16 protein-coding genes are annotated in these 19,396 nt (G+C 44.6%); 6 read left to right on the top strand and 10 right to left on the bottom strand.

Annotated features, from left to right (window positions below; translation table 11 throughout):
* Window positions 1-22: 22 nt before the first annotated feature.
* The 3 genes from tilS to ppx all read right to left on the bottom strand — a co-directional run bounded on the left by tilS (window position 23) and on the right by ppx (window position 4,495).
* Window positions 23-1,603, bottom strand: coding sequence for a tRNA lysidine(34) synthetase TilS (tilS, locus tag W293_RS16750; RefSeq protein WP_051395111.1), 1,581 nt, complete (start codon window positions 1,601-1,603; stop codon window positions 23-25).
* 363 nt (window positions 1,604-1,966) lie between these two features.
* Window positions 1,967-2,770, bottom strand: a complete 804-nt coding sequence (locus W293_RS0107585; protein WP_025651859.1) for an acetyl-CoA carboxylase carboxyltransferase subunit alpha — start codon at window positions 2,768-2,770, stop codon at window positions 1,967-1,969.
* A 198-nt stretch (window positions 2,771-2,968) separates the two neighbouring features.
* On the bottom strand, window positions 2,969-4,495 hold the full coding sequence (gene ppx, locus W293_RS0107580; protein WP_025651858.1) for an exopolyphosphatase: 1,527 nt from the start codon (window positions 4,493-4,495) through the stop codon (window positions 2,969-2,971).
* A 433-nt stretch (window positions 4,496-4,928) separates the two neighbouring features.
* Here ppx and W293_RS0107575 point away from each other — a divergent pair, with 433 nt between their 5' ends.
* Entirely contained in the window at window positions 4,929-5,261 is a 333-nt protein-coding gene (locus W293_RS0107575) for a DUF962 domain-containing protein (RefSeq protein WP_227502370.1), read from the top strand.
* 89 nt (window positions 5,262-5,350) lie between these two features.
* Here W293_RS0107575 and W293_RS0107570 read toward each other — a convergent pair whose 3' ends face one another.
* The 3 genes from W293_RS0107570 to W293_RS0107560 all read right to left on the bottom strand — a co-directional run bounded on the left by W293_RS0107570 (window position 5,351) and on the right by W293_RS0107560 (window position 9,042).
* A complete protein-coding gene (locus tag W293_RS0107570) occupies window positions 5,351-7,105 on the bottom strand; it encodes an AMP-binding protein (RefSeq protein WP_025651856.1) in 1,755 nt (584 codons plus the stop codon).
* Between the two features lie 228 nt (window positions 7,106-7,333).
* Window positions 7,334-8,635: a glutamate-1-semialdehyde 2,1-aminomutase gene (hemL, locus tag W293_RS0107565; RefSeq protein ID WP_025651855.1), complete on the bottom strand. Its 1,302-nt coding sequence runs from the start codon at window positions 8,633-8,635 to the stop codon at window positions 7,334-7,336.
* Window positions 8,636-8,688: 53 nt separating this feature from the next.
* A complete protein-coding gene (locus W293_RS0107560) occupies window positions 8,689-9,042 on the bottom strand; it encodes a zinc ribbon domain-containing protein YjdM (protein WP_025651854.1) in 354 nt (117 codons plus the stop codon).
* Between the two features lie 310 nt (window positions 9,043-9,352).
* Between W293_RS0107560 and W293_RS0107555 the strand changes: the two genes are divergently transcribed.
* Complete coding sequence (locus W293_RS0107555; RefSeq protein ID WP_025651853.1) at window positions 9,353-10,105, top strand: YgfZ/GcvT domain-containing protein; 753 nt, start codon at window positions 9,353-9,355, stop codon at window positions 10,103-10,105.
* A 66-nt stretch (window positions 10,106-10,171) separates the two neighbouring features.
* Window positions 10,172-11,497, top strand: a complete 1,326-nt coding sequence (locus W293_RS0107550; RefSeq protein WP_025651852.1) for a D-amino acid dehydrogenase — start codon at window positions 10,172-10,174, stop codon at window positions 11,495-11,497.
* A 56-nt stretch (window positions 11,498-11,553) separates the two neighbouring features.
* On the opposite strand, the gene W293_RS0107545 is transcribed toward W293_RS0107550, so the two are convergent.
* Together W293_RS0107545 and W293_RS16745 are read right to left on the bottom strand one after the other, a co-directional pair.
* Window positions 11,554-13,752 carry a molybdopterin oxidoreductase family protein gene (locus W293_RS0107545; RefSeq protein ID WP_025651851.1) on the bottom strand — a complete coding sequence of 733 codons (2,199 nt, stop codon included), beginning with the start codon at window positions 13,750-13,752 and terminating at the stop codon, window positions 11,554-11,556.
* 85 nt (window positions 13,753-13,837) lie between these two features.
* Complete coding sequence (locus W293_RS16745; protein WP_025651850.1) at window positions 13,838-14,620, bottom strand: TetR/AcrR family transcriptional regulator; 783 nt, start codon at window positions 14,618-14,620, stop codon at window positions 13,838-13,840.
* 288 nt (window positions 14,621-14,908) lie between these two features.
* Here W293_RS16745 and W293_RS0107535 point away from each other — a divergent pair, with 288 nt between their 5' ends.
* Both W293_RS0107535 and W293_RS0107530 read left to right on the top strand, forming a co-directional pair.
* A complete protein-coding gene (locus tag W293_RS0107535) occupies window positions 14,909-16,138 on the top strand; it encodes an NADH:flavin oxidoreductase/NADH oxidase family protein (protein WP_025651849.1) in 1,230 nt (409 codons plus the stop codon).
* Between the two features lie 455 nt (window positions 16,139-16,593).
* On the top strand, window positions 16,594-16,797 hold the full coding sequence (locus W293_RS0107530; RefSeq protein WP_025651848.1) for a CsbD family protein: 204 nt from the start codon (window positions 16,594-16,596) through the stop codon (window positions 16,795-16,797).
* Window positions 16,798-17,349: 552 nt separating this feature from the next.
* On the opposite strand, the gene W293_RS0107525 is transcribed toward W293_RS0107530, so the two are convergent.
* Entirely contained in the window at window positions 17,350-18,057 is a 708-nt protein-coding gene (locus tag W293_RS0107525) for a ZIP family metal transporter (protein ID WP_025651847.1), read from the bottom strand.
* 321 nt (window positions 18,058-18,378) lie between these two features.
* Here W293_RS0107525 and W293_RS0107520 point away from each other — a divergent pair, with 321 nt between their 5' ends.
* Window positions 18,379-18,906, top strand: a complete 528-nt coding sequence (locus W293_RS0107520) for a hypothetical protein (protein WP_025651846.1) — start codon at window positions 18,379-18,381, stop codon at window positions 18,904-18,906.
* 7 nt (window positions 18,907-18,913) lie between these two features.
* On the opposite strand, the gene W293_RS0107515 is transcribed toward W293_RS0107520, so the two are convergent.
* On the bottom strand, window positions 18,914-19,396 hold a 483-nt coding region (locus W293_RS0107515), incomplete at its 5' end, for an IS256 family transposase (RefSeq protein WP_025651597.1).

Genomic DNA, 19,396 nt, shown 5'->3' with positions numbered 1-19,396 from the left:
AACTCAGAATGAGTAAAATTTATCACAAAAAATTATTTACACTTAGAACACTTCCGATAGCACTGTCTAAAATACTACTATCATTTCTAATGGCTGTTGATGACTTATCAGTCCCTAACACCCAACTTTCAAACGGTGATACTAGCAATAATGGCAATTCTTCATCATAAGTGCACACTGCACTAATAACCATTAAACTCTCACGCATCCATGAAGGGATACCCAAGGTTTGATACAGCTTTTTACCGGATTGCGGACGCGACGCCAATGCCGTTTGCACACGCTGCTTGCGATCTAATGCTCTTATATTAAATACTGGCTTCACTACTGTCTGTAACGCATGCTCACCTTTTGTATTGTCTAATAACTGTGCCAATACCTGAGGTAATATCCGCAACTGCCACGTAAAATCGGTGCTCGTTCGTAAATAAATCAGTGTCAAATTATCATCAAATACGCCAGTGCTAATATTGCTAGATAAATTGGCTGGCGCTAACGGTTGAGTTTGTTCATCAAGCGGCATATTCAGCCATGTCAGCCACTCATTGCTCAGCCGATAAAGCTGCTGGCGGTAGCGCCGAATGCTATAAGACTGTGTGCGACCTTGCCAAAAAAGTGCCGTTTGGTGATCATTATCATTGCGCTCAGCTAGGTTTAATACATCATCGACTAGCTGTTTAGCTGGCGGTAATGGCTCATCTTGAGCTAGCCAACAGTGCAGTAATTGGCGTTGGCGATAAAGCGGTAGTTTCTGTAGCTCGTCAATATTTAATACATATTGTGCAGGTGGCAGTTGTAACGAGGTAATAGCCGTTTGCTGCATGTCTTGTTCTGCTTGAGCGCTGACCGTCGCTTGCGCGTCACTTAGTAGCTGCGCACTACGAGCAATGTTATCAATGACGTTGGAGTTATATTTTGCCAATGCGGGCATGACATCACGGCGCAGTCCACTCCGTACATTGTCGCCCGCATCATTGGTCGGGTCGTCGATATAGGGCAATTTCAGACGCTGAGCATAGGCACTAATACTGGTACGCTGGACGGTCAGCCAAGGTCGCCACAATATATTTCGCCGCCTACCTTGCGTCTGTAGATGCCATGGCTGCATACCCGACAAGCCATTCACCCCAGCGCCTTGAATCAACCGCATCAGTACCGTTTCTGCTTGGTCATCGGCATGATGCGCTAAGAGCAACACATCGTCTTGATTGAGTTGCGCTCGCATAACGTCATAGCGCGCTTGCCTAGCGGCTTGCTCATCATGACCGTCCACTTGCGCTGATAAAATCCGACAAGGTATCTCTTGAGCCTCCGCCCATTTCGCCACATGCTTCGCCCAGATGCCACTGTCCACTTGTAGACCATGATTAACATGCAGTAATTGCGGCAAAAATGGCAATTTACCGTGTCGATAGAGCTGCACACATAACGCCGCAAGTGCCAAGGAATCGCGACCACCACTACAAGCCAGCCAAAGACGGTGACCATGTAGCTGTTCAGCATAATTAGCCAAACTGCTCAATAACGCCTCAGCCAAATGAGTGTCAATTGGCAGCTCAGCTATTGGCTCAATAGTATATTGGAGGATTGCGCTGCTGGTCATAATTTATCTTATCTATTAAGTTGTTATGGTTAAAATATCCTAAAAACGCGACGGTATTGCTGATATCAATTTTTTATCGCCTCTGTCTGCGCAGGCACGGCAAGCAAGAAAAATTGATATCAGCAGCGCATGATGGTTCGATATTACTTTTCACTGACTATATATACGTTATTAATGCAGAAGTTTGTTGGCACAAAAAAACGCGCCATAAAATGACACGTTTTTATTTTAGCATTTTTTGTTTTAACATTAAGGATAACTATCTAATATCAAAAGCTGAGCGTTAAATACTTAATAGGTGCTCAATAATAAATTGACCTTACTCTAAACAAGCCCAATCTAAAAAAGCACAATGTTAGCCTATTAAGCAGGCAACATTACCTCCGAGTTAAAGGTTTTTAGCTTCTCATAACGCAGCTCGCAACGCTCCTGCGCATCCAAATCCTTAAGCTCATCTAACTGCTCACCAATGAGCACTTTCAAAGCCGTCATGACTGGTTGTGGCTGAATATGAGCGCCCTCGCCTTCATCAATCACTGTATCAATTAAGCCCATTTGATAGAGATTAATGGCATTTAATTTTAAGGCTTCACTGGCATCTTGCGCTTTTTCGGCTGTTTTCCACAGGATAGAGGCACAGCCTTCCGGAGAAATAACTGAGTAAATGCTGTTTTGCAGCATATTGACCTTATCCCCAACGCCAATCGCTAACGCGCCACCTGAGCCACCTTCACCGATAATGGTCACGATAATCGGCACTTTTAGGCTAGAAAAAACCGCAATACTCTCAGCAATGGCTTGCGCCTGCCCGCGCTCTTCGGCACCAATACCCGGATAGGCGCCTTGGGTATCAACAAAGGTCATCACCGGAATATTAAAACGTTCCGCCATCTTTACCAAGCGAATGACTTTGCGATAGCCTTCAGGATTGGCCATACCAAAGTTATGGGCGATACGCTCGCGCGTGCTGCGACCTCGATGCTGACCGATAACCATCACTGGCATACCGTCAAAGCGCGCAAGGCCACCCAGAATCGCTTTGTCATCGGCAAACGCACGATCGCCATGCAATTCATCAAATTCGGTAAACAGCTGATTAACATAGTCCATAAATAATGGACGCTTGGCGTGCCGTGCAAGCTGCACACTATCCCAGACAGTGCTCATAGACCTTTCCCTTTAATAATTATATTTAACAATAGCATCGTTATCGGTTTGTAGATAATAAAAGTACAGTTGTAAACTCAATAGGAGCTATAGTAGCACATCTTAAATGCCATGACATTACTGACAAAGCCGCTTTTGTTACGTTAATCTGTACCTTACTCATCACAATAGTAACGACTCAATGCTAGCGCTCAGCACTTATGCCTCGACCACGCTTAGTGTCACGCCCCACTTGGCAAACTGCTCGACCTCATTATGTAAATCTGATAATAAGAACGCATAATGCTCATTGTTATCCGTCACTGTGATTTGCCAACAGTTGGTATCAACGACTTGAAGCTGCAACGTTGGTAGTTCGTTATCGCTACGGCTGTGATGCGCGAGTACGGCTAACCGTAACAATAAGCATAAATACACCAGCGAATCACCGCCAATAGTACCAGTCTGCTCTAACATATCCGCCTTGAGCTTGCGGCGATGATTGAGCATCAGCTGCGCCATACGTTTTTGATCGACTTGTGAAAACCCAGGAATATCAGAGTGTTCAAGTAAATATGCGCTGTGCTTGTGGTAGCTACTATGGCTAATGGCTAGGCCTATTTCATGCAAAAACGCTGCCCGCCTGAGCAAATCGCCATCGTCGCTACTGAGTGATAGCTTCGCCTTCACCTGTTCAAACAAATTGCGACTGGTTCTTACTACTTGTTTGGCTTGTTTTTTATCGCCTGAGTAGCGTTTAATAAGTGCCAGCACACTACGGTCACGCACGTCTTCACTGGCAAAGCGCCCCAACATGTCATACATAACGCCTTCGCGTAGCGCGCCATCTGAGTAAACAATGGTCTCAATGCCCAGCACCTTCATCACCGCCCGTAGCACCGCCACGCCTGCGGGGAAGACGGCTTTACGATGCTCCTTGACGCCTTCTAATTCGATGTCATTGACATTGCCAATCTTAATCAATAATTTTTCTAGTTTTTTGACGCCTTTATAAGTAATGCGTTCTTGCTCATCCGCCCAGCCTTTAGAGACGAGGACGTTACGCACCGCCTTAATCGTGCCACTAGAGCCAACCACACTACTCCAACCGGTTTTTTGGTAGCGACCATTAATCGCTAATACTTCTTTGCGCGCGCCTGATATCGCATTGTTAAACGCTTCTTTGGTAATTTGCCCATCATCAAAATATTTTTTGGTAAAGGCAACACAGCCCATCTGTAAACTTTCGGTCAATAGCGGATCGAACTCTTGACCAATGATGAACTCGGTCGAGCCACCGCCGATATCGATGACCAAACGCTTATCGCTACTGGCGTTGGTGTGCGAGACGCCCAAATAAATTAGACGCGCCTCTTCTCGTCCAGCGATGATTTCGATCGGCTTGGGTAAGATTTTATTGGCCCGAGTGATAAAGTCATTGGCATTCTTAGCTTGGCGCAAGGCATTGGTCGCCACCACACGAATACGCTCAGGTGGTACTGAATCAAGACGCGCCACAAACCGACTTAGACATTCAAGTCCTCGCTGTTCAGCCGCCGCGCCCAATATATTATTCTCATCCAATCCTGCTGCCAACTGCACCTTTTCGGACATCGAAACCACTTTCCGCACCTCACCGTGGTCAAGACGGGCAATGGCTAAATGAAAGCTGTTGGAACCAATATCAATGGCTGCCATCATTTCATCATCGGCGATCGGTGGGTTTGCTAGGTAGTCATTAGGCATAGGATATATCGTTACCGTGTTAGATAAAAAGGATAGGATATTTGCTGAAAAATAGGAAAACGGATAGATAAAAAACACAGCTCACTGAGCGAAACACAGCGAGTTTTGCCATTAAAGCATTTATGCCAAATAGTGGCAAGTAAGACGCAACCTTGGCTAGTACCCGATGACAACACAGACAAGTAGCCCACACTTGACGCTTGTGTTACTCATGGCGATTTGCTACATTAAAAATCATAAATATTGTAATAAAGAACAAACACTTACTTATCAAGTATAAGGTTTAATGAATTAAAAAATCTCTCAATGATTTGCCCTAATGCCTGTTTTCGATAGACGATTAGCAAGGAAGCTAAAAATGAATCAAGTTGCCACACAAAACACTACGAAATATACCGACGCTGCTACTATCGGCACGGCCAAAAAAGACATCATGAAGACGGTCAGTCCAACGAAGCCAAACTTTTATGATTTTTATTTGGATGAACATCAAAATATGGCATGCCGACGACTGCATTTTGCAGGCAGTAGTTTTGGCTTATTAGGCTTGGCAAAGTCGGTCAAAACCCGTTCGCCAAAACCATTACTCAAAGGCATCGCTGCAGGCTACGCTTGTGCTTGGGTCGGGCATTTCTTTTTTGAGAAAAACAAGCCCGCCTCTTTTAAATTTCCGCTAAAAAGCTTTGCCAGCGATTTTCGTATGTATAGCGACGTGCTACGCGGTAATGTAAGTTTAAAAGATCGCAAGTTTGATAAAGCACGATAAAGCTAAGTTTATGATTAATATAGATAAAAAATAAAAAACTGGACTGCCAAAATAGCAATCCAATTTTTTAGCTTTAATAAAATGCTGATTTAGCGTAAGGATTTACGTAATATTTTACCGACTGCGGTCTTAGGCAACTCATCGATAAACTCGTATGACTGCGGGCGTTTATAGCCAGTCAGACGTTCACTGGCAAAGGCTGCCAGCTCCTCAGCCGTTAAGCTCGAATCTTTTTTTACTACAAAAGCTTTGGGTACTTCACCGCTATGCGCATCTTCAATTCCAATAACCGCCACCTCGAGCACTTTTGGATGCTCAGTCAACGCTGCTTCTACTTCGTTAGGATACACGTTAAAGCCTGACACCAATATCATGTCTTTCTTACGATCAACGAGGGTCAAAAAGCCCTGTTTATTCAGTAGCCCAATATCACCTGATTTAAAGTAGCCATCATTAGTAAAGGTATCGCTATTGTCTTGGCGCCAATAACCCTGCATTACTTGTGGCCCTTTGATACCGACTTCTCCCGGCGTTCCGATAGCACATGCTGAGCCATTGTCGTCTATGATTTTGATATCCATCATAGCGAGCGGTAGACCGACGCTACCATTAAAACCATCTATACCTGGTGGATTGAAAGAGATAACGGGCGCGGTCTCCGACATGCCATAACCTTCGTTGATAATCATGCCAGTGACTTGTTGCCATTGATCAGACACTGCTTTGATAATCGCGGTGCCGCCCCCGATAGATAAGGCCAAGCGACTAAAATCGAGGCTAGCAAATTTTGGATGATGCAGCATCCCAATGAATAAGGTATTGACTGACGGAATGACATGCGGACGATGCTGCTCGATGGTCTTGACCAGCCCATCAATATCACGCGGGTTGGTGACCAGTATGTCTTCCCAACCACCATAGATGCCGAGCAGACCACAAACGGTGAATGAGAAAATATGGTACAGCGGTAGCGGATTGAGTATTTTAATCTGCTCACTGCGACCTGTTTCAATCGCACTGCCAAACATCGCATAACACTGACTGACATTGGCCATCACATTATAGTGTGTGAGCATCGCGCCTTTTGGCTTGCCAGTCGTGCCGCCCGTATACTGTAACAAGGCTAAATCTTCGCGCGTGATAGTAACGGGCTTATATTGCTCAGCATGGTATGCACTCATAATGTGGGCAAAGCTGACGCCCTGTGCTGAAGTATTGTTTGTAGCGCTATCGTCTGTGGTTGTGCGAACACTGTTGGCTTGGCTATTAGTTGTGTTTGCTGTCTGGTCGATGCGCGTCAGTAAGGCGATATCGTTATCGGCAGGTTCGGCATTGGGGTCTACGGAACAATGTACGACCAAGGATAATTGCGCTTTTACCTCTTCATCGAGCTGATCGTAAGCGGCTGTCATCCCATCAAGGACGATCAATCCGCAGGCTTGAGAGTCAGTCAGCTGATGCGCCAATTCATAATGGGTATACATGGGATTGACATTGACCAATACCGCGCCTGCCCGTAGACAACCGAGCAATGCCACCGCGTACTGCAATATATTTGGCAGCTGTACGGCAATTCGTGCCCCTTTTTCGATATTTTCTGCTTGTAGAAAGGCAGCAAAACGGTGGCTAGCAATATCTAGTTGGGCAAAGGTTACTGTGGCTGCTCCCATACTAAAAGCCACCGACTCACTATGCTGCTCAATTTTTGGTTGTAGTAAATCCAGCAGATTGTGCTTACCTTCTAACACATCCAAGTTATTTTTTAGTCCATATTGCTCATAGGCGGCTTGCCACAATGGAGGAACCGTGGCGCTAGGCGAGTTATTTTCAAAGCTATTACTCATTAGGTCGCGTCCTTGCTCAGTCATTATCATTAGCCTCAGAATAGCACAACTTATTGTCTGTTTTATAGATGGGCAATCATGGCTTCTTCTGCATGCCCGCCATTTTTAGCCTATTTAGTCACTTCCATCCAGAGTCAGGACATACCCTAGCCATAAAAAAACCAGCACATTGGCTGGTTTTTATTTTAAAAGTTTAAAACTTAGTTTTTACGATGATGAATATTTAGATTATGCGTTGGCCATTTCTGCAAATATCTCATCGGCAGCTTTGATTGATGCCTCGATGTCTGCATCGCTATGCTTGATAGACATAAAGCCCGCCTCATAAGCAGAGGGTGCCAGATAAATACCGCGATCGAGCATACCGTGAAAGAAAGTATTGAACGCGGTCATATCGCACTCTGTCACATCATCAAAATTCTTTGGCGTTTCGGTTGCACTGTCTTTGACAAAGAACATGCCAAACATGCCGCCCAATTTATTGGTACGCATATTAATGCCATGTTTGTCCGCAGCTGCTTGGAAACCATCAACTAGATGGTCTACTTTCGCTGCTAATTCATCATAAAACCCGTCTGCCGTTAAGTCTTCAAACATAGCAATACCGGCACGCATCGCCAGTGGGTTGCCTGATAATGTGCCGGCTTGATAGACACCGCCGAGTGGCGCAATACACGACATAATGTCTTTTTTACCACCGAAAGCGCCAACGGGCAAGCCTGCACCGATAATTTTACCAAAGCAAGTTAGGTCAGGGTCGATACCGAAATGCGCTTGTGCACCGCCAAGTCCAACACGAAAGCCCGTCATAACTTCATCAAAGATAAGCACTGAACCGTTGGCAGTACACTCTGCACGCAAGGTATCATGAAACTCTTGGCTCGGAATGACCATATTCATATTGCCAGCGATCGGCTCCAAGATAACGCAGGCAATTTCATCACCCCATTTTTCAAAGCAATCTTTAATCGCTTGTGGGTCATTATAAGGAATCGTAATCGTGTGCTTAGCGAAGTCTGCTGGCACGCCTTTTGACGTTGGCTCACCGATATCAAGCATACCTGAGCCTGCTTTTACCAATAAGCTGTCTGAATGTCCATGGTAACAACCTTCAAATTTGACGATTTTGTCGCGCTGGGTATAACCACGTGCTAAACGAATCGCACTCATGGTCGCTTCTGTGCCAGAGCTGGTCATACGAATCATCTCAACGCTCGGAACGATTTCGCAAATCTTATCAGCTACCGTCGTTTCAAACGGCGTTGGCGTACCAAAGCTGAGACCATCATCGGCCGCTTTTTTGACCGCATCGATGACTTTTGGATGCGCATGACCCAAAATCATGGGACCCCACGAGCCGACATAATCGATATAGGCATTGTCTTCGGTGTCATAAATTTTGCTGCCATTGGCACGGTGCATGAAGATGGGCGTACCACCGACCCCTGCAAAGGCACGGACTGGCGAGTTGACGCCACCTGGAATGTGTTTGCGTGCTTGCGCAAATAGCTGTTCGTTTTTAGTGCTCATAGTTATTCTCTATTATTTTATTAACAGTAAATTCATTTTTTTATTAAAGTTGTTTAAGCCTTTTTAACGACCGAAGACTTAAGCTTCATTGGACCGTAGCCATCAAGTTTACAGTCAATATCATGGCCGTCAGTAGCATCTGGCAATAGACGAATGCTTTTCGCCTTAGTGCCTACTTTAATAATGACTGAAGAGCCTTTGACCTTTAAGTCTTTAATGACAGTAACTGCATCACCGTCTTGCAACTCGTTACCAACTGCATCACGAATGACGGCGTCTTGGTCTGCAGCTTCAGCCGCATCTGTTTCAGCCGCCGTCCATTCATGAGCACACATCGGACATATCAGTAACGCACCATCTTCGTACGTATATTCAGCATCACATTTTGGGCAATTGGGTAAGCTCATAATTTCCTCGGCAGCCATCGTAAATTAGGTTTATTCTAGAGTTAGCCTAGATACCACATTGTATCGTAACTTGCACTCTTTAACCAATTTGTGCGCTTGAAAACGGGGTGCTGAGCCCTATTTATACCTTAACTTGCCTATTAAATAGGACGTTTTTTATCGCAGTGTTTTTTGTGGTACTCTTCTTTAGCCTTATTGGCTTTTAGACCCTCTTGTCTATGAAGGGTAAAAGCTTAAGTGGCGCTCTTTAATTTTTCCTTTTTGATAACAATATAGTGATACATGCACGCTTATAAATAGGATAATAACAATGACTCAAACTTCGAACGCTTCAACGCTGCCACAATTTTCTCAACTAACCATTCAAGGCGAGGATGCCGAAAAATTCTTACAGGGTCAGTTAACTTGTGATGTCACCAAGCTCGGGCTTAGCTATCAAGCAGCGGCGCTTAGCAATTTAAAAGGTCGTATTGAGTTTGGCATTTGGATTAAAAAACAAGCAGAGAAACATTACGACGTGGTTGTTAGTGGGGATTGCGCAGAGTCGCTACAATCGCATTTAAAAAAGTTTGGTGCCTTTTCAAAGTTCGATACGAGCGCGCCAACGCCGATTTATCCTTGTGTGCTCGCTGATGAGCCGACTTTTAGTCATAAGGATGATCATAATAATGCTGAAGATACGCAAGCGTGGATGCAGTGTAGTATTGAAAACGGCAATTATTGGATCGTGTCAGCAACGCAGGCCCAGTTTCAACCACAAGAGCTGCGTCTGCATCAGCGCGGCGGTATGGACTACGATAAAGGCTGTTATCTTGGTCAAGAAGTCATCGCTCGCATTTACTTTAAAGCAGCACCAAAAGCATTTTTGCATTATGTCAGCGGCATAGGTGACGTGCCAGCCGCAGGTGACAAGCTAGAGAAAATTCAGATAGTCAATGCGATTGCCACTGCCGAAGGCTTTGAGGCATTAGTGGTTGCCCGTCCTGAGCATTTGGCCGATAGCGAGCTTACGATATTAGACTTACCGCCAGCACTACAAGCGGATGTGGCGCGCCAAAAGTAACGCCAAATAACCAAAACAGTAAGCACTATTTAAAGCACTTTTACTAAAAACGCAACAGAGCAATCTATGACCCATATTGCGGTACTCGGAGCGGGTGTGGTGGGCGTAACCAGCGCCTGGTATCTTTGCCAAGCAGGCTACGATGTAACCGTGATTGAGCGTGAGTCGGCAGCAGGTATGCAAACCTCCTTTGCCAATGGTGGGCAGATATCGGTTTCGCATGCGACCCCTTGGGCGAATCCTGCCACACCAATGAAGGCGCTTAAATGGCTGTTTCGCGAGGACGCACCATTACTGTATCGCTTGCGTGCTGATAAGGCACAGCTCAAATGGGCCATGCAATTTTTGCAAGAATGTCGTGCTGAACGAGCCGATGCCAATCTGGTACAAATGGTGCGCTTGGGTCTGTATTCACGCGATGCTTTGCAGCAACTACGTGCTGACATCGGTATCAATTATGAGCAGCAAACGCGCGGCATCATGCATTTTTATACCAACCAAGCAGAGTTTGACGCTGCTATTGCGCCAACAGAGCGTATGCAAGCGCTGGGCTGTGAGCGCCATGTCATCGACATTAATAACGCGGTCAGTTTGGAGCCAGCACTTTACCCTATTGCCCATAAGCTCACGGGCGCAACCTATACCAGCCATGATGAATCGGGTAACGCGCACTTATTTACTCAGCGTCTAGCTGAGCGTTGCGCCGATGCTGGCGTGCAATTCTTATATGATACGGAAGTGTTGGCGTTAAACGCAGATGCCAACTCTACCAGTCCACATATCCATAGTATTACCATTCGTCCCAAGGGTGAAAACGCGCAAACTTTTAGTGCTGATAGCCATGTGCTAGCCCTCGGTAGCTATAGCGTGTCATTACTAAAACCTTTGGGAATACACGCACCCATATTTCCAGCCAAAGGCTACTCAGCCACTTATCAAATCAATCCTCGCGCCCCGCACCTCGCTCCCTTTGTCAGTCTTATTGATGATGAGTTTAAGTTAGTAACTTCACGCCTTGGCGATAAATTACGCGTCGCAGGAACGGCTGAATTTAACGGCTATAATTTGGACTTAAATAGTACCCGCTGTGAAGCGATTACTCGCCGTGTGCAGCAACTATTCCCGAAAGGTATCATTGCCAATTCTGTGCAATATTGGACGGGGCTACGACCGATGACCCCTTCTAATGTGCCATTAATTGGGCGCGCGCATAGCGGTCAAGTGCGGCATGGCAGTCATAATACGCACGCAACTTTTGATAATCTATGGCTAAATACGGGGCATGGCACGCTTGGTTGGACTCATGCTTGCGGTTCTGCAAAGGCTATTAGCTTATTGATGCAAGGCGAGACGCCGCAGGTAGATTTTGATTTTATTGGTCTAAAAGTATAAAAAAAGGCACTAATATAAGTACCTTCTTCATTTAAACTAAAATTTTTAAAGTTATTTTATGCCGCACTAGTAGATTCAACCTTAGCATCAGTCGTGTTCAAATCAACCCCTTCTAGCTCGATTGCTTCTAGCTGTACTGGTACACCATTGACCGCTGCGTTACCACTTAACTGATCGATTAACGTGTCATCCGTCAAGTCATTCACACTGACGCCTGCATGTGCTTGCGCGATTTTCTGTTTCACGCCTTTGCGCCCATGACCCCAACCATGAGGAATACTGACCACGCCCGGCATCAGCTCATCCGTCACTTCTGCGACGATCGTCACGTGACCGACGCGTGAGGTAACTTTTACCTCTTGACCATCTTTAATACCGTGGTTTTCCGCTGTTTCAGGATGCAGCATCAGGGTACAGCGTAGTTTGCCTTTGACCAAACGATGGCTATTGTGTAGCCACGAGTTATTGCTACGCACGTGGCGACGACCAATCAATAGAATCTGTTTGTCATCATATTGCTCCATCATGTCTTGCACGCGCTTTAGATCTGCCTGATAAAAATCAACGTTAAGATGAATCTGCTTGTCTTTATGTTTTAACGCTTGCGGCAGCATTGTTTTTAGTGGCCCAAGATCCATACCGTGAGGGTGTTTCTTTAGTTTTCTCAAACTCATATGGTAATAAGGCCCGCGCTTTAAGCCTTGATCGAGTATTACTTTTGGCCCTAGCGCCTTTACCAATCGACGCTCAACTTTGGTCGCCAGAGGGACTTTTTTATCCAGTCGCTCCGCCAGCTCTAGGTAGATTTGCCAATCGTGTTTGGCGTCTTTTTGCTTAGCAAATAACGCTGGAGAGTATTTAGCGACGTTGTGCACCGCAAAACCATTAAAGGTGACGTCATAATGATCACGCTCTAGCGGTGATACGGGTGGCAAAATAATATTGGCGTGGCGACTGGTTTCTGTCACGAAATAATCAAATGAAACCATAAAGTCCAACTTTGCTAAAGCTTCATCTAGTTTTTCACCGTTCGGAGTGCTGAGCACCGGGTTACCTGCGACAGTGATAAAGCCTTTTAGCTGTCCCTCGCCTTCCACGAGCATCTCATCTGCCATCGCAACCACGGGGTAATCGCCATTAAAATCAGGCAAATTGCTGACGCGGCTGTGGCGCTTACCTAAATAGCCGGGGCCAGAGTTATTCACCACATCGACCGCCGGATTAGGGAACATCAGACCACCTACTTCATCTAAGCGACCGCTGACGATATTAATCGCCATAATCAAATACTGGCTTAATAAGCCAAACTCTTGCACCGATACGCCCATGCGACCGTAGCAGACCGAACTTTCTGCTTCACAAAACTCTTTAACGAGACGTTTGATTTCAGACGCAGTGATACCCGTAATACTGGCAACCGACTCTGCACTATAGTCTTTAGCAAAGTCTGCGAGTCGTGAAATTTCTGGCGTTAGAGCCGCCGCCCTATTATCAATCTGTGCCTTATCCGCATAGCCTTGTAGATAGATTTCGTTGAGCATTGCTAGCAGTAATAAGACATCGGTCGCTGGACGAATAAAATGGTGCTCGCTAGCAATATCTGCCGTTTCTGTGCGCCTTGGATCAATCACCACCACCTTGCCATCACGGGCTTTGATATCTTTTAGCTTCTGGCGCATATTGGGGGCAGTCATAATACTGCCGTTAGATGCCAGCGGATTGCCGCCAATAATCAGCATATACTGGGTACGATTGACATCGGGTACTGGGATGCGCAGCATATGACCAAAGAGATGCATGCAGACGATATGATGCGGTAGTTGGTCGATTGAGGTGGCAGAAAAACGACTGCGCGTCTTTATACTGGTTAATAAGTGCTTAACGGTTAACATCCCGCCTAGGTTATGCACGTTGGGGTTGCCCAGATAGATACCGAGCGCATTTTTACCATATTTTTTTTGTACCGTTTGGACGCCCGCTGCTACTTTATCTAGCGCTTCAGGCCAGCTGATTTCCTTCCAGCCATTCGCCGTTCTCTCAACGGGTTGACGCAAGCGATCAGGATCTTCATGCAAATCTTGCAAAGCCGTCGCTTTCGGGCAAATATAACCTTGCGAAAAAGGGTCATCTTTATCGCCTTTAATCGATAGCACCTTATCGCCATCGTGTTTGATGACGATACCGCACATCGCCTCGCATAGGTTACAAGTTCTAAAATGGGTTTGCTCATTGTTTTTGGTTGGCTCATTACTCATCGTCGTGCTCCCTATTATTTTTTATCCGCGTTTTTGCTATGTAAATTCCGTTTAAATCTTTTTATAAATTGGACTGCCTTGATGATTAGCCGCTCATTTCTTGCCATTCTGTGGTAAAGAATTGACTAAAAAGCGCATCGAAATTTGTGCTTAACATCGAGATAGCTTGCTGTCTGCTATAACGCTGCTGATGACAGCCAACTATTAATTCATGGACTTGAGCGGCGGCGATATCGACACAAAGATTGACTTCCGAGCGTTCAAAAGAACATCCAGATAAGGACAATCCTTTTATAAATATTGCCGTCCACTCTTCTTGTATTTCGGTCATTAAATTGCCTAAACCCTTATCCAATAGGCTGTTATTTTCTTGGGCTGGATTTTTTGAATCGCTAGTTAATAAACATTCATTCAATAAATCTTGCTCTTTTATACTTGGGGCAAAGCGCAGACGGTCTTCGAGCAAACGCTGAAATAAAGCAATATTCTGAAATGCTGCATCAAAAATCATATTTAAGCAGTGCTGACAACGCTCATTGAACTGCGCTTTAGTTAATCTAGGATAATCCTTTAGCATATCAATCCACGCCATACGCATGGGCGATAAATAGTTCTCCTTAAGCTGAGCACCCAGCTCTTGTTGCAGCGCCTCTAAGCTCGCAAAATGATTGTAAAAACTCGGCTGCGCGATGCCTGCGCCCTTGGCCACTTTATTCATACTCATGCCACAAGCACCTTCCACACGATAGAGCTGCAAGGCACTTTTTAGGAGCGCGCGTCGTGTCTTGGCTTTTGCCAGCTCACGCTTTGTTTCAGTTGTTGCACTGTCATCTGCACTGATGAAGTCTGTTTTAGCATTTGCCTTCAATGTTGACCTCGATTTATATTTTAAAATGACTTACGGGAATAATTACTACATCGACTATAAGACTATAGTCATTTAAACTATAAGTCTATAGCTTAAATTTTTAGTACAAAGTTTTTAGAAAAAGAGGGTTATAAAAACCTCCCCAAAACCACATGCAGTCGTTTCAAGATAAGTTGGATACAAGAAAGGCTCGCTAAGTCTTAGCAATAACAGACTGAGCAAGCCTGACACTGCACGCCATTTATATAGAATCGACTTATATAGAATTGACGATACTTAGGATTTATTATGACATCAGCCGTTTTCTCTCCTTTTACCTTGCCATGTGGCGCTGTGCTGCCAAACCGCTTAGCCAAAGCCGCTATGGAAGAAAACATGGCAGATAAAGGGCAAATCCCCGGTCCTACTATTTTGCGCCTATACCAACGCTGGGCGGAAGGCGGTACTGGGTTACTGATTACTGGTAATGTTATGGTTGATGGCCGAGCAATGACGGGACCTGGTGGCATCGTATTAGAGAAAGACAGTGATTTAGCACCCTTTCAAGCATGGGCGCAAACGGTTAAAAAGAACCATAGCCACATTTGGATGCAAATCAATCATCCGGGTCGCCAAGTCTATGCAGCGATGGGAGGCGATGTGTTGTCACCTTCTGACGTTTCCCTTGATTTAGGAAAGCACTCTCATCTGTTTGGCAAGCCTCGTGCCATGACCCACGAGGATATTGAGCAGCTGGTTCAACGCTTCGTCGATACCGCTGTCAAAGCTGAACAAGCGGGCTTCGATGGTGTGCAAATTCACGGGGCTCATGGTTACTTGATATCACAGTTTTTATCGCCGTTGACCAATAAGCGCACTGATGAATTTGGCGGTTCAATCGAGAATCGTATGCGCTTATTAATTTCGGTGATTAAAGCCGTCCGTGCCCAAGTCGCCCCTAGCTTTGCGGTATCAGTCAAATTAAATTCGGCTGATTTTCAACGTGGTGGCTTTGATGCTGATGATGCCAAAGCTGTTGTTTTAGCGCTGCGCGGGCTTGGTGTTGATTTGGTTGAACTGTCGGGTGGCAGCTATGAGAGTCCGGCGATGCAAGGTACAACGGCAGATGGTAGAACCTTACAGCGAGAAGCCTACTTTTTAACGTTCGCCGCCGAGATTGCACAAGTGGCCAGCATGCCGATGATGACTACTGGTGGGGTCAGGCGTTTAGCGGTAGCAGAATCCGTATTGGCTCAAGGTATCGATATCGTCGGCATGGGCACCGCGCTCGCCATGAGTCCATCTCTGCCCAATGATTGGCAACACAATGAGCAACTAAGTGCGCACGACCCAGCCGTACGCTGGAAAGACAAAACCTTGAGCGCTATCGCCACCATGGCAGTCATTAAGCGTCAGCTACAACGCATGGGGCAAGGAAAAACACCCAAGACCAATGCCTCGCCACTATTTTCGTTAATTAGCGACCGCATACGCTTAAAGAAACTAACAAAACGTTATCAAGATTATTTGGCTAAGTAGCCTAAATCGATTAATAACCACAGTAAAAAGCAGACGCCATTTTATTAATAGCGCCTGTTTTTTATTTGCCTATACGAATATAGGGTTCGCGTTATTGAGAAAGCACGCTCATTTTTATTTTTCAATAAACCCTTTCTTAATTCATTTACCTATTGCACTGATAAAACCCCTGCTTTATTACACAAAGATGGTCTCCATAACATAGCCATGCAGATTGCTATCATGAAGTAACACTCTAAACATTGCGCATACAGACAGCCGAATTCTTGACGCCTATATTAGAGACATCAGCTAGCTTGTTTTATAAATTTCTTATAACGACTCGACGAGTTCTTATTAAACAAGAGCTTATCAAGTAAAACGGTCATTAGAAAAAAGCTACTGAATAAAATGTTAAGAAAGGCCAGATGGGATAAATGTCTGGATAAACAAATAATCAAAAAAGGAATATAACAATGAACGAACATACTCTAAAAGGCGAATGGAACCAAATGAAAGGCTCAGTAAAACAAAAATGGGCTGATCTCACTGATGATGATTTAACCCACATCGAAGGTAGCCGCGATAAACTGGTCGGTCGTGTACAAGAGCGTTATGGCCATGCAAAAGAAGATGCTGAACGTGAAGTAGATGACTGGCGTCGCGAAAACAAATACTAAGTTATCAGTCAAATAGCGAACAATGCTATTGATGATTTAATTCGATAATCTAATAAGTCAAAAAACCGCATAAATCTTATGCGGTTTTTTTGTTAGCAGCCATTTAACGCTTTATACACTACTCAATAACGTATCTAAAAAAGGTTGAATAAAAAATTCTTAAGCTCTAGACACGATAAAACCGCATAGCAATTGATTGTTATGCGGTTTTATTGTTAACCATCCATGTTACCTATCACGACTGTAATCTATGCATCCTTGCATAACGTTCAGTGTGTTGCGATATCGGGCATCCTGCCCTGTTTACTACCGTTATTAGCATTAATAATGCTACTAGCAAAGGTTATGTATCCTTTCTTCGTTCACTATTATCATCCTGACGCTAGTAAACGAATCATTATCCTTAATGCGGTCAACTCAATCCTTGAGTTACATTCCCTTATGCCGTGTATGTATAATGCCTAATTCTCACTCCGATGTTAAGTCGCGTAAACGTCATTGTGTGTAAGCATATGCTTACACGAGAACCTGATAACGATTTTATTGCTATTTTCAAATCAGCATTTCCCCAAAAATACCGACCAAAAAGCCGAGCGTTGCCCCAAGCGAGGTCAGATAACTCTTATCCAGCTTACTGGCAGGAATGATATCTTGGATAAGTAGATATAAAATACCCCCACTCGCAAAAATCATAAGATGGGCGGTAAGATTAGGATGCTCGCTCAATAAAAAATGCCCGATCAGCGCAGATATAACGCCAAAAAAACTGAGTCCAAAAAAGATGGTCAACGTCCTTTTAACACTAAAACCGCTCTGCACCATATCACGAAAGGCATTGAATGACTCTGGAAGGTTTTGCAGTCCAATAAACAATGCTAATAATAGCGACAGCTGCGGTTCAATCGCGAATACCGCTCCTAGCGCGATGGACTCCGGTACAAAGTCCATCATCATAGCGAGTAAGGTTGCCTGCTGACTATTCGATTCAGCCAGCTTACGATCTAGCAGCATAAACAGGATGGCCCCTGATAAAAATGAGCCTGTGACACCCCAAACACTCAATACCTCCATACCCTTTGGCAATAAAACGAATGCCAATGCCGATAAAATAATACCCGCACCGAACGACATCGAGGTATGAATAAATTCATATTTGACTGGGCTGTCTGTGACATGGTGGTCAAAAACATTGGCCAATAAACCGCCTATAAACACGGTTATACCTGCAAAAGCTGAAAACAAAATAAGCTTGAATAGCATTTATGGTTCCTTTTCATCGCTACCATTCAGAGATATGCTGCTTTGTTAGCTAAGTGATCAATTAAGCGATATATCATTAAACGGGCAATTACAACTTATTAACGCAAATGACACTTAACATCAAGTTTTGTGTCTTATCATAGATAATGTAAGAAAATATTTCTAGCCATCAGATAAATAAGAAAGTCAGTTAGTCATGCAATTATTACTTCTGCATTTATAAAGGCTACCAAGTGACATAGACATCAACCACATGACGCTGTTAGATGTGAAAAGCAATCCGGTAATTATTAATCCAAAAATATCGTAGGAGATTTTATCATGAAGATTTTGCAGCTATTTTCATTGAAGACAGCGATGTCTGCAGGCCTTTCGCTTACCTTGCTAGGCACGATGGTCGGTTGTACCGTCGTTGGTCCAGGCTATGACAATCAGTCCGTCTATCGCGGTGATAAGGGTTACAGCAATGCTAACTATAACCGCGTTAGCCAACAGCTGCGCAACGATTTACGTCGTAAAGGGTATCAGGTCACGAACATCAGATCTGACAGTTATCGCGGTAATCGATTGCTCACAGCCTATGCCAAAAAGAACAATCAAGCCTACGAGCTCAAGTATACCTACCCTGATTTAAGGCTTATCAGTTCAAGCAGGCAAGATTGGTCCAAGAAACGCTATGATGATAAATATGATAATGACCGTGATTATGATGATCGCGACCATAATAAGTATGATTATGACAAAAAGGATAAGCACAACAAGCACGGAAAAGGCAAATATAAAAATAACAACAAGCATAAAAACAAAGGCAAATATAAAAATAACGAGACCATCCCAAACTCTGTGTAACTGCCATTTAGATTAAATGCTTACTAATACGATCATCAAACATAATCATAAAGCGATTTAAAGCAGACGTCCAGTTACGAATGGGCATAGACCACTTTTTGGATGCCTGCTGAGTTGCTAAATAGACCACTTTAAATGCTGCCTGATCAGAGGGGAACACCTTACGCTTATTCACCGCTGTCCGAATCACACTGTTTAGCGACTCTATCGCATTGGTGGTATAGATGGCTTTTCTGATGTCTTTAGGGTAATTAAAGAACACCGTTAAGCCCTCCCAGTTATTGCGCCAAGACTTAACCACGTGCGGGTATTTCTCGCCCCACACCTCATCAAAGTGCTCAAGATTGGCCTCTGCCATCTCAAGCGTATCAGCGCCATAGATGGCCTTTAAATCAGCCGCTACGGCCTTCTTATCCGTCCATGGTACAAACTTCATGGAGTAACGCACCATATGCACGATACACAGCTGAACCTGAGCATTGGGATAAAC

The sequence above is a fragment of the Psychrobacter sp. TB67 genome (assembly GCF_000511065.1).
Classification (GTDB): domain Bacteria; phylum Pseudomonadota; class Gammaproteobacteria; order Pseudomonadales; family Moraxellaceae; genus Psychrobacter; species Psychrobacter okhotskensis.
The sequence above is the reverse complement of the archived record's forward strand: the minus strand, read 5'-3'. Positions and strand labels throughout refer to the sequence as shown.

Coding starts and splice junctions, on each gene's coding strand:
- tilS (WP_051395111.1), bottom strand. CDS start 1,603: ATGACCAGCAGCGCAATCCTCCAATATACTATTGAGCCAATAGCTGAG.
- W293_RS0107585 (WP_025651859.1), bottom strand. CDS start 2,770: ATGAGCACTGTCTGGGATAGTGTGCAGCTTGCACGGCACGCCAAGCGT.
- ppx (WP_025651858.1), bottom strand. CDS start 4,495: ATGCCTAATGACTACCTAGCAAACCCACCGATCGCCGATGATGAAATG.
- W293_RS0107575 (WP_227502370.1), top strand. CDS start 4,929: ATGAAGACGGTCAGTCCAACGAAGCCAAACTTTTATGATTTTTATTTG.
- W293_RS0107570 (WP_025651856.1), bottom strand. CDS start 7,105: ATGAGTAATAGCTTTGAAAATAACTCGCCTAGCGCCACGGTTCCTCCA.
- hemL (WP_025651855.1), bottom strand. CDS start 8,635: ATGAGCACTAAAAACGAACAGCTATTTGCGCAAGCACGCAAACACATT.
- W293_RS0107560 (WP_025651854.1), bottom strand. CDS start 9,042: ATGAGCTTACCCAATTGCCCAAAATGTGATGCTGAATATACGTACGAA.
- W293_RS0107555 (WP_025651853.1), top strand. CDS start 9,353: ATGACTCAAACTTCGAACGCTTCAACGCTGCCACAATTTTCTCAACTA.
- W293_RS0107550 (WP_025651852.1), top strand. CDS start 10,172: ATGACCCATATTGCGGTACTCGGAGCGGGTGTGGTGGGCGTAACCAGC.
- W293_RS0107545 (WP_025651851.1), bottom strand. CDS start 13,752: ATGAGTAATGAGCCAACCAAAAACAATGAGCAAACCCATTTTAGAACT.
- W293_RS0107535 (WP_025651849.1), top strand. CDS start 14,909: ATGACATCAGCCGTTTTCTCTCCTTTTACCTTGCCATGTGGCGCTGTG.
- W293_RS0107530 (WP_025651848.1), top strand. CDS start 16,594: ATGAACGAACATACTCTAAAAGGCGAATGGAACCAAATGAAAGGCTCA.
- W293_RS0107525 (WP_025651847.1), bottom strand. CDS start 18,057: ATGCTATTCAAGCTTATTTTGTTTTCAGCTTTTGCAGGTATAACCGTG.
- W293_RS0107520 (WP_025651846.1), top strand. CDS start 18,379: ATGAAGATTTTGCAGCTATTTTCATTGAAGACAGCGATGTCTGCAGGC.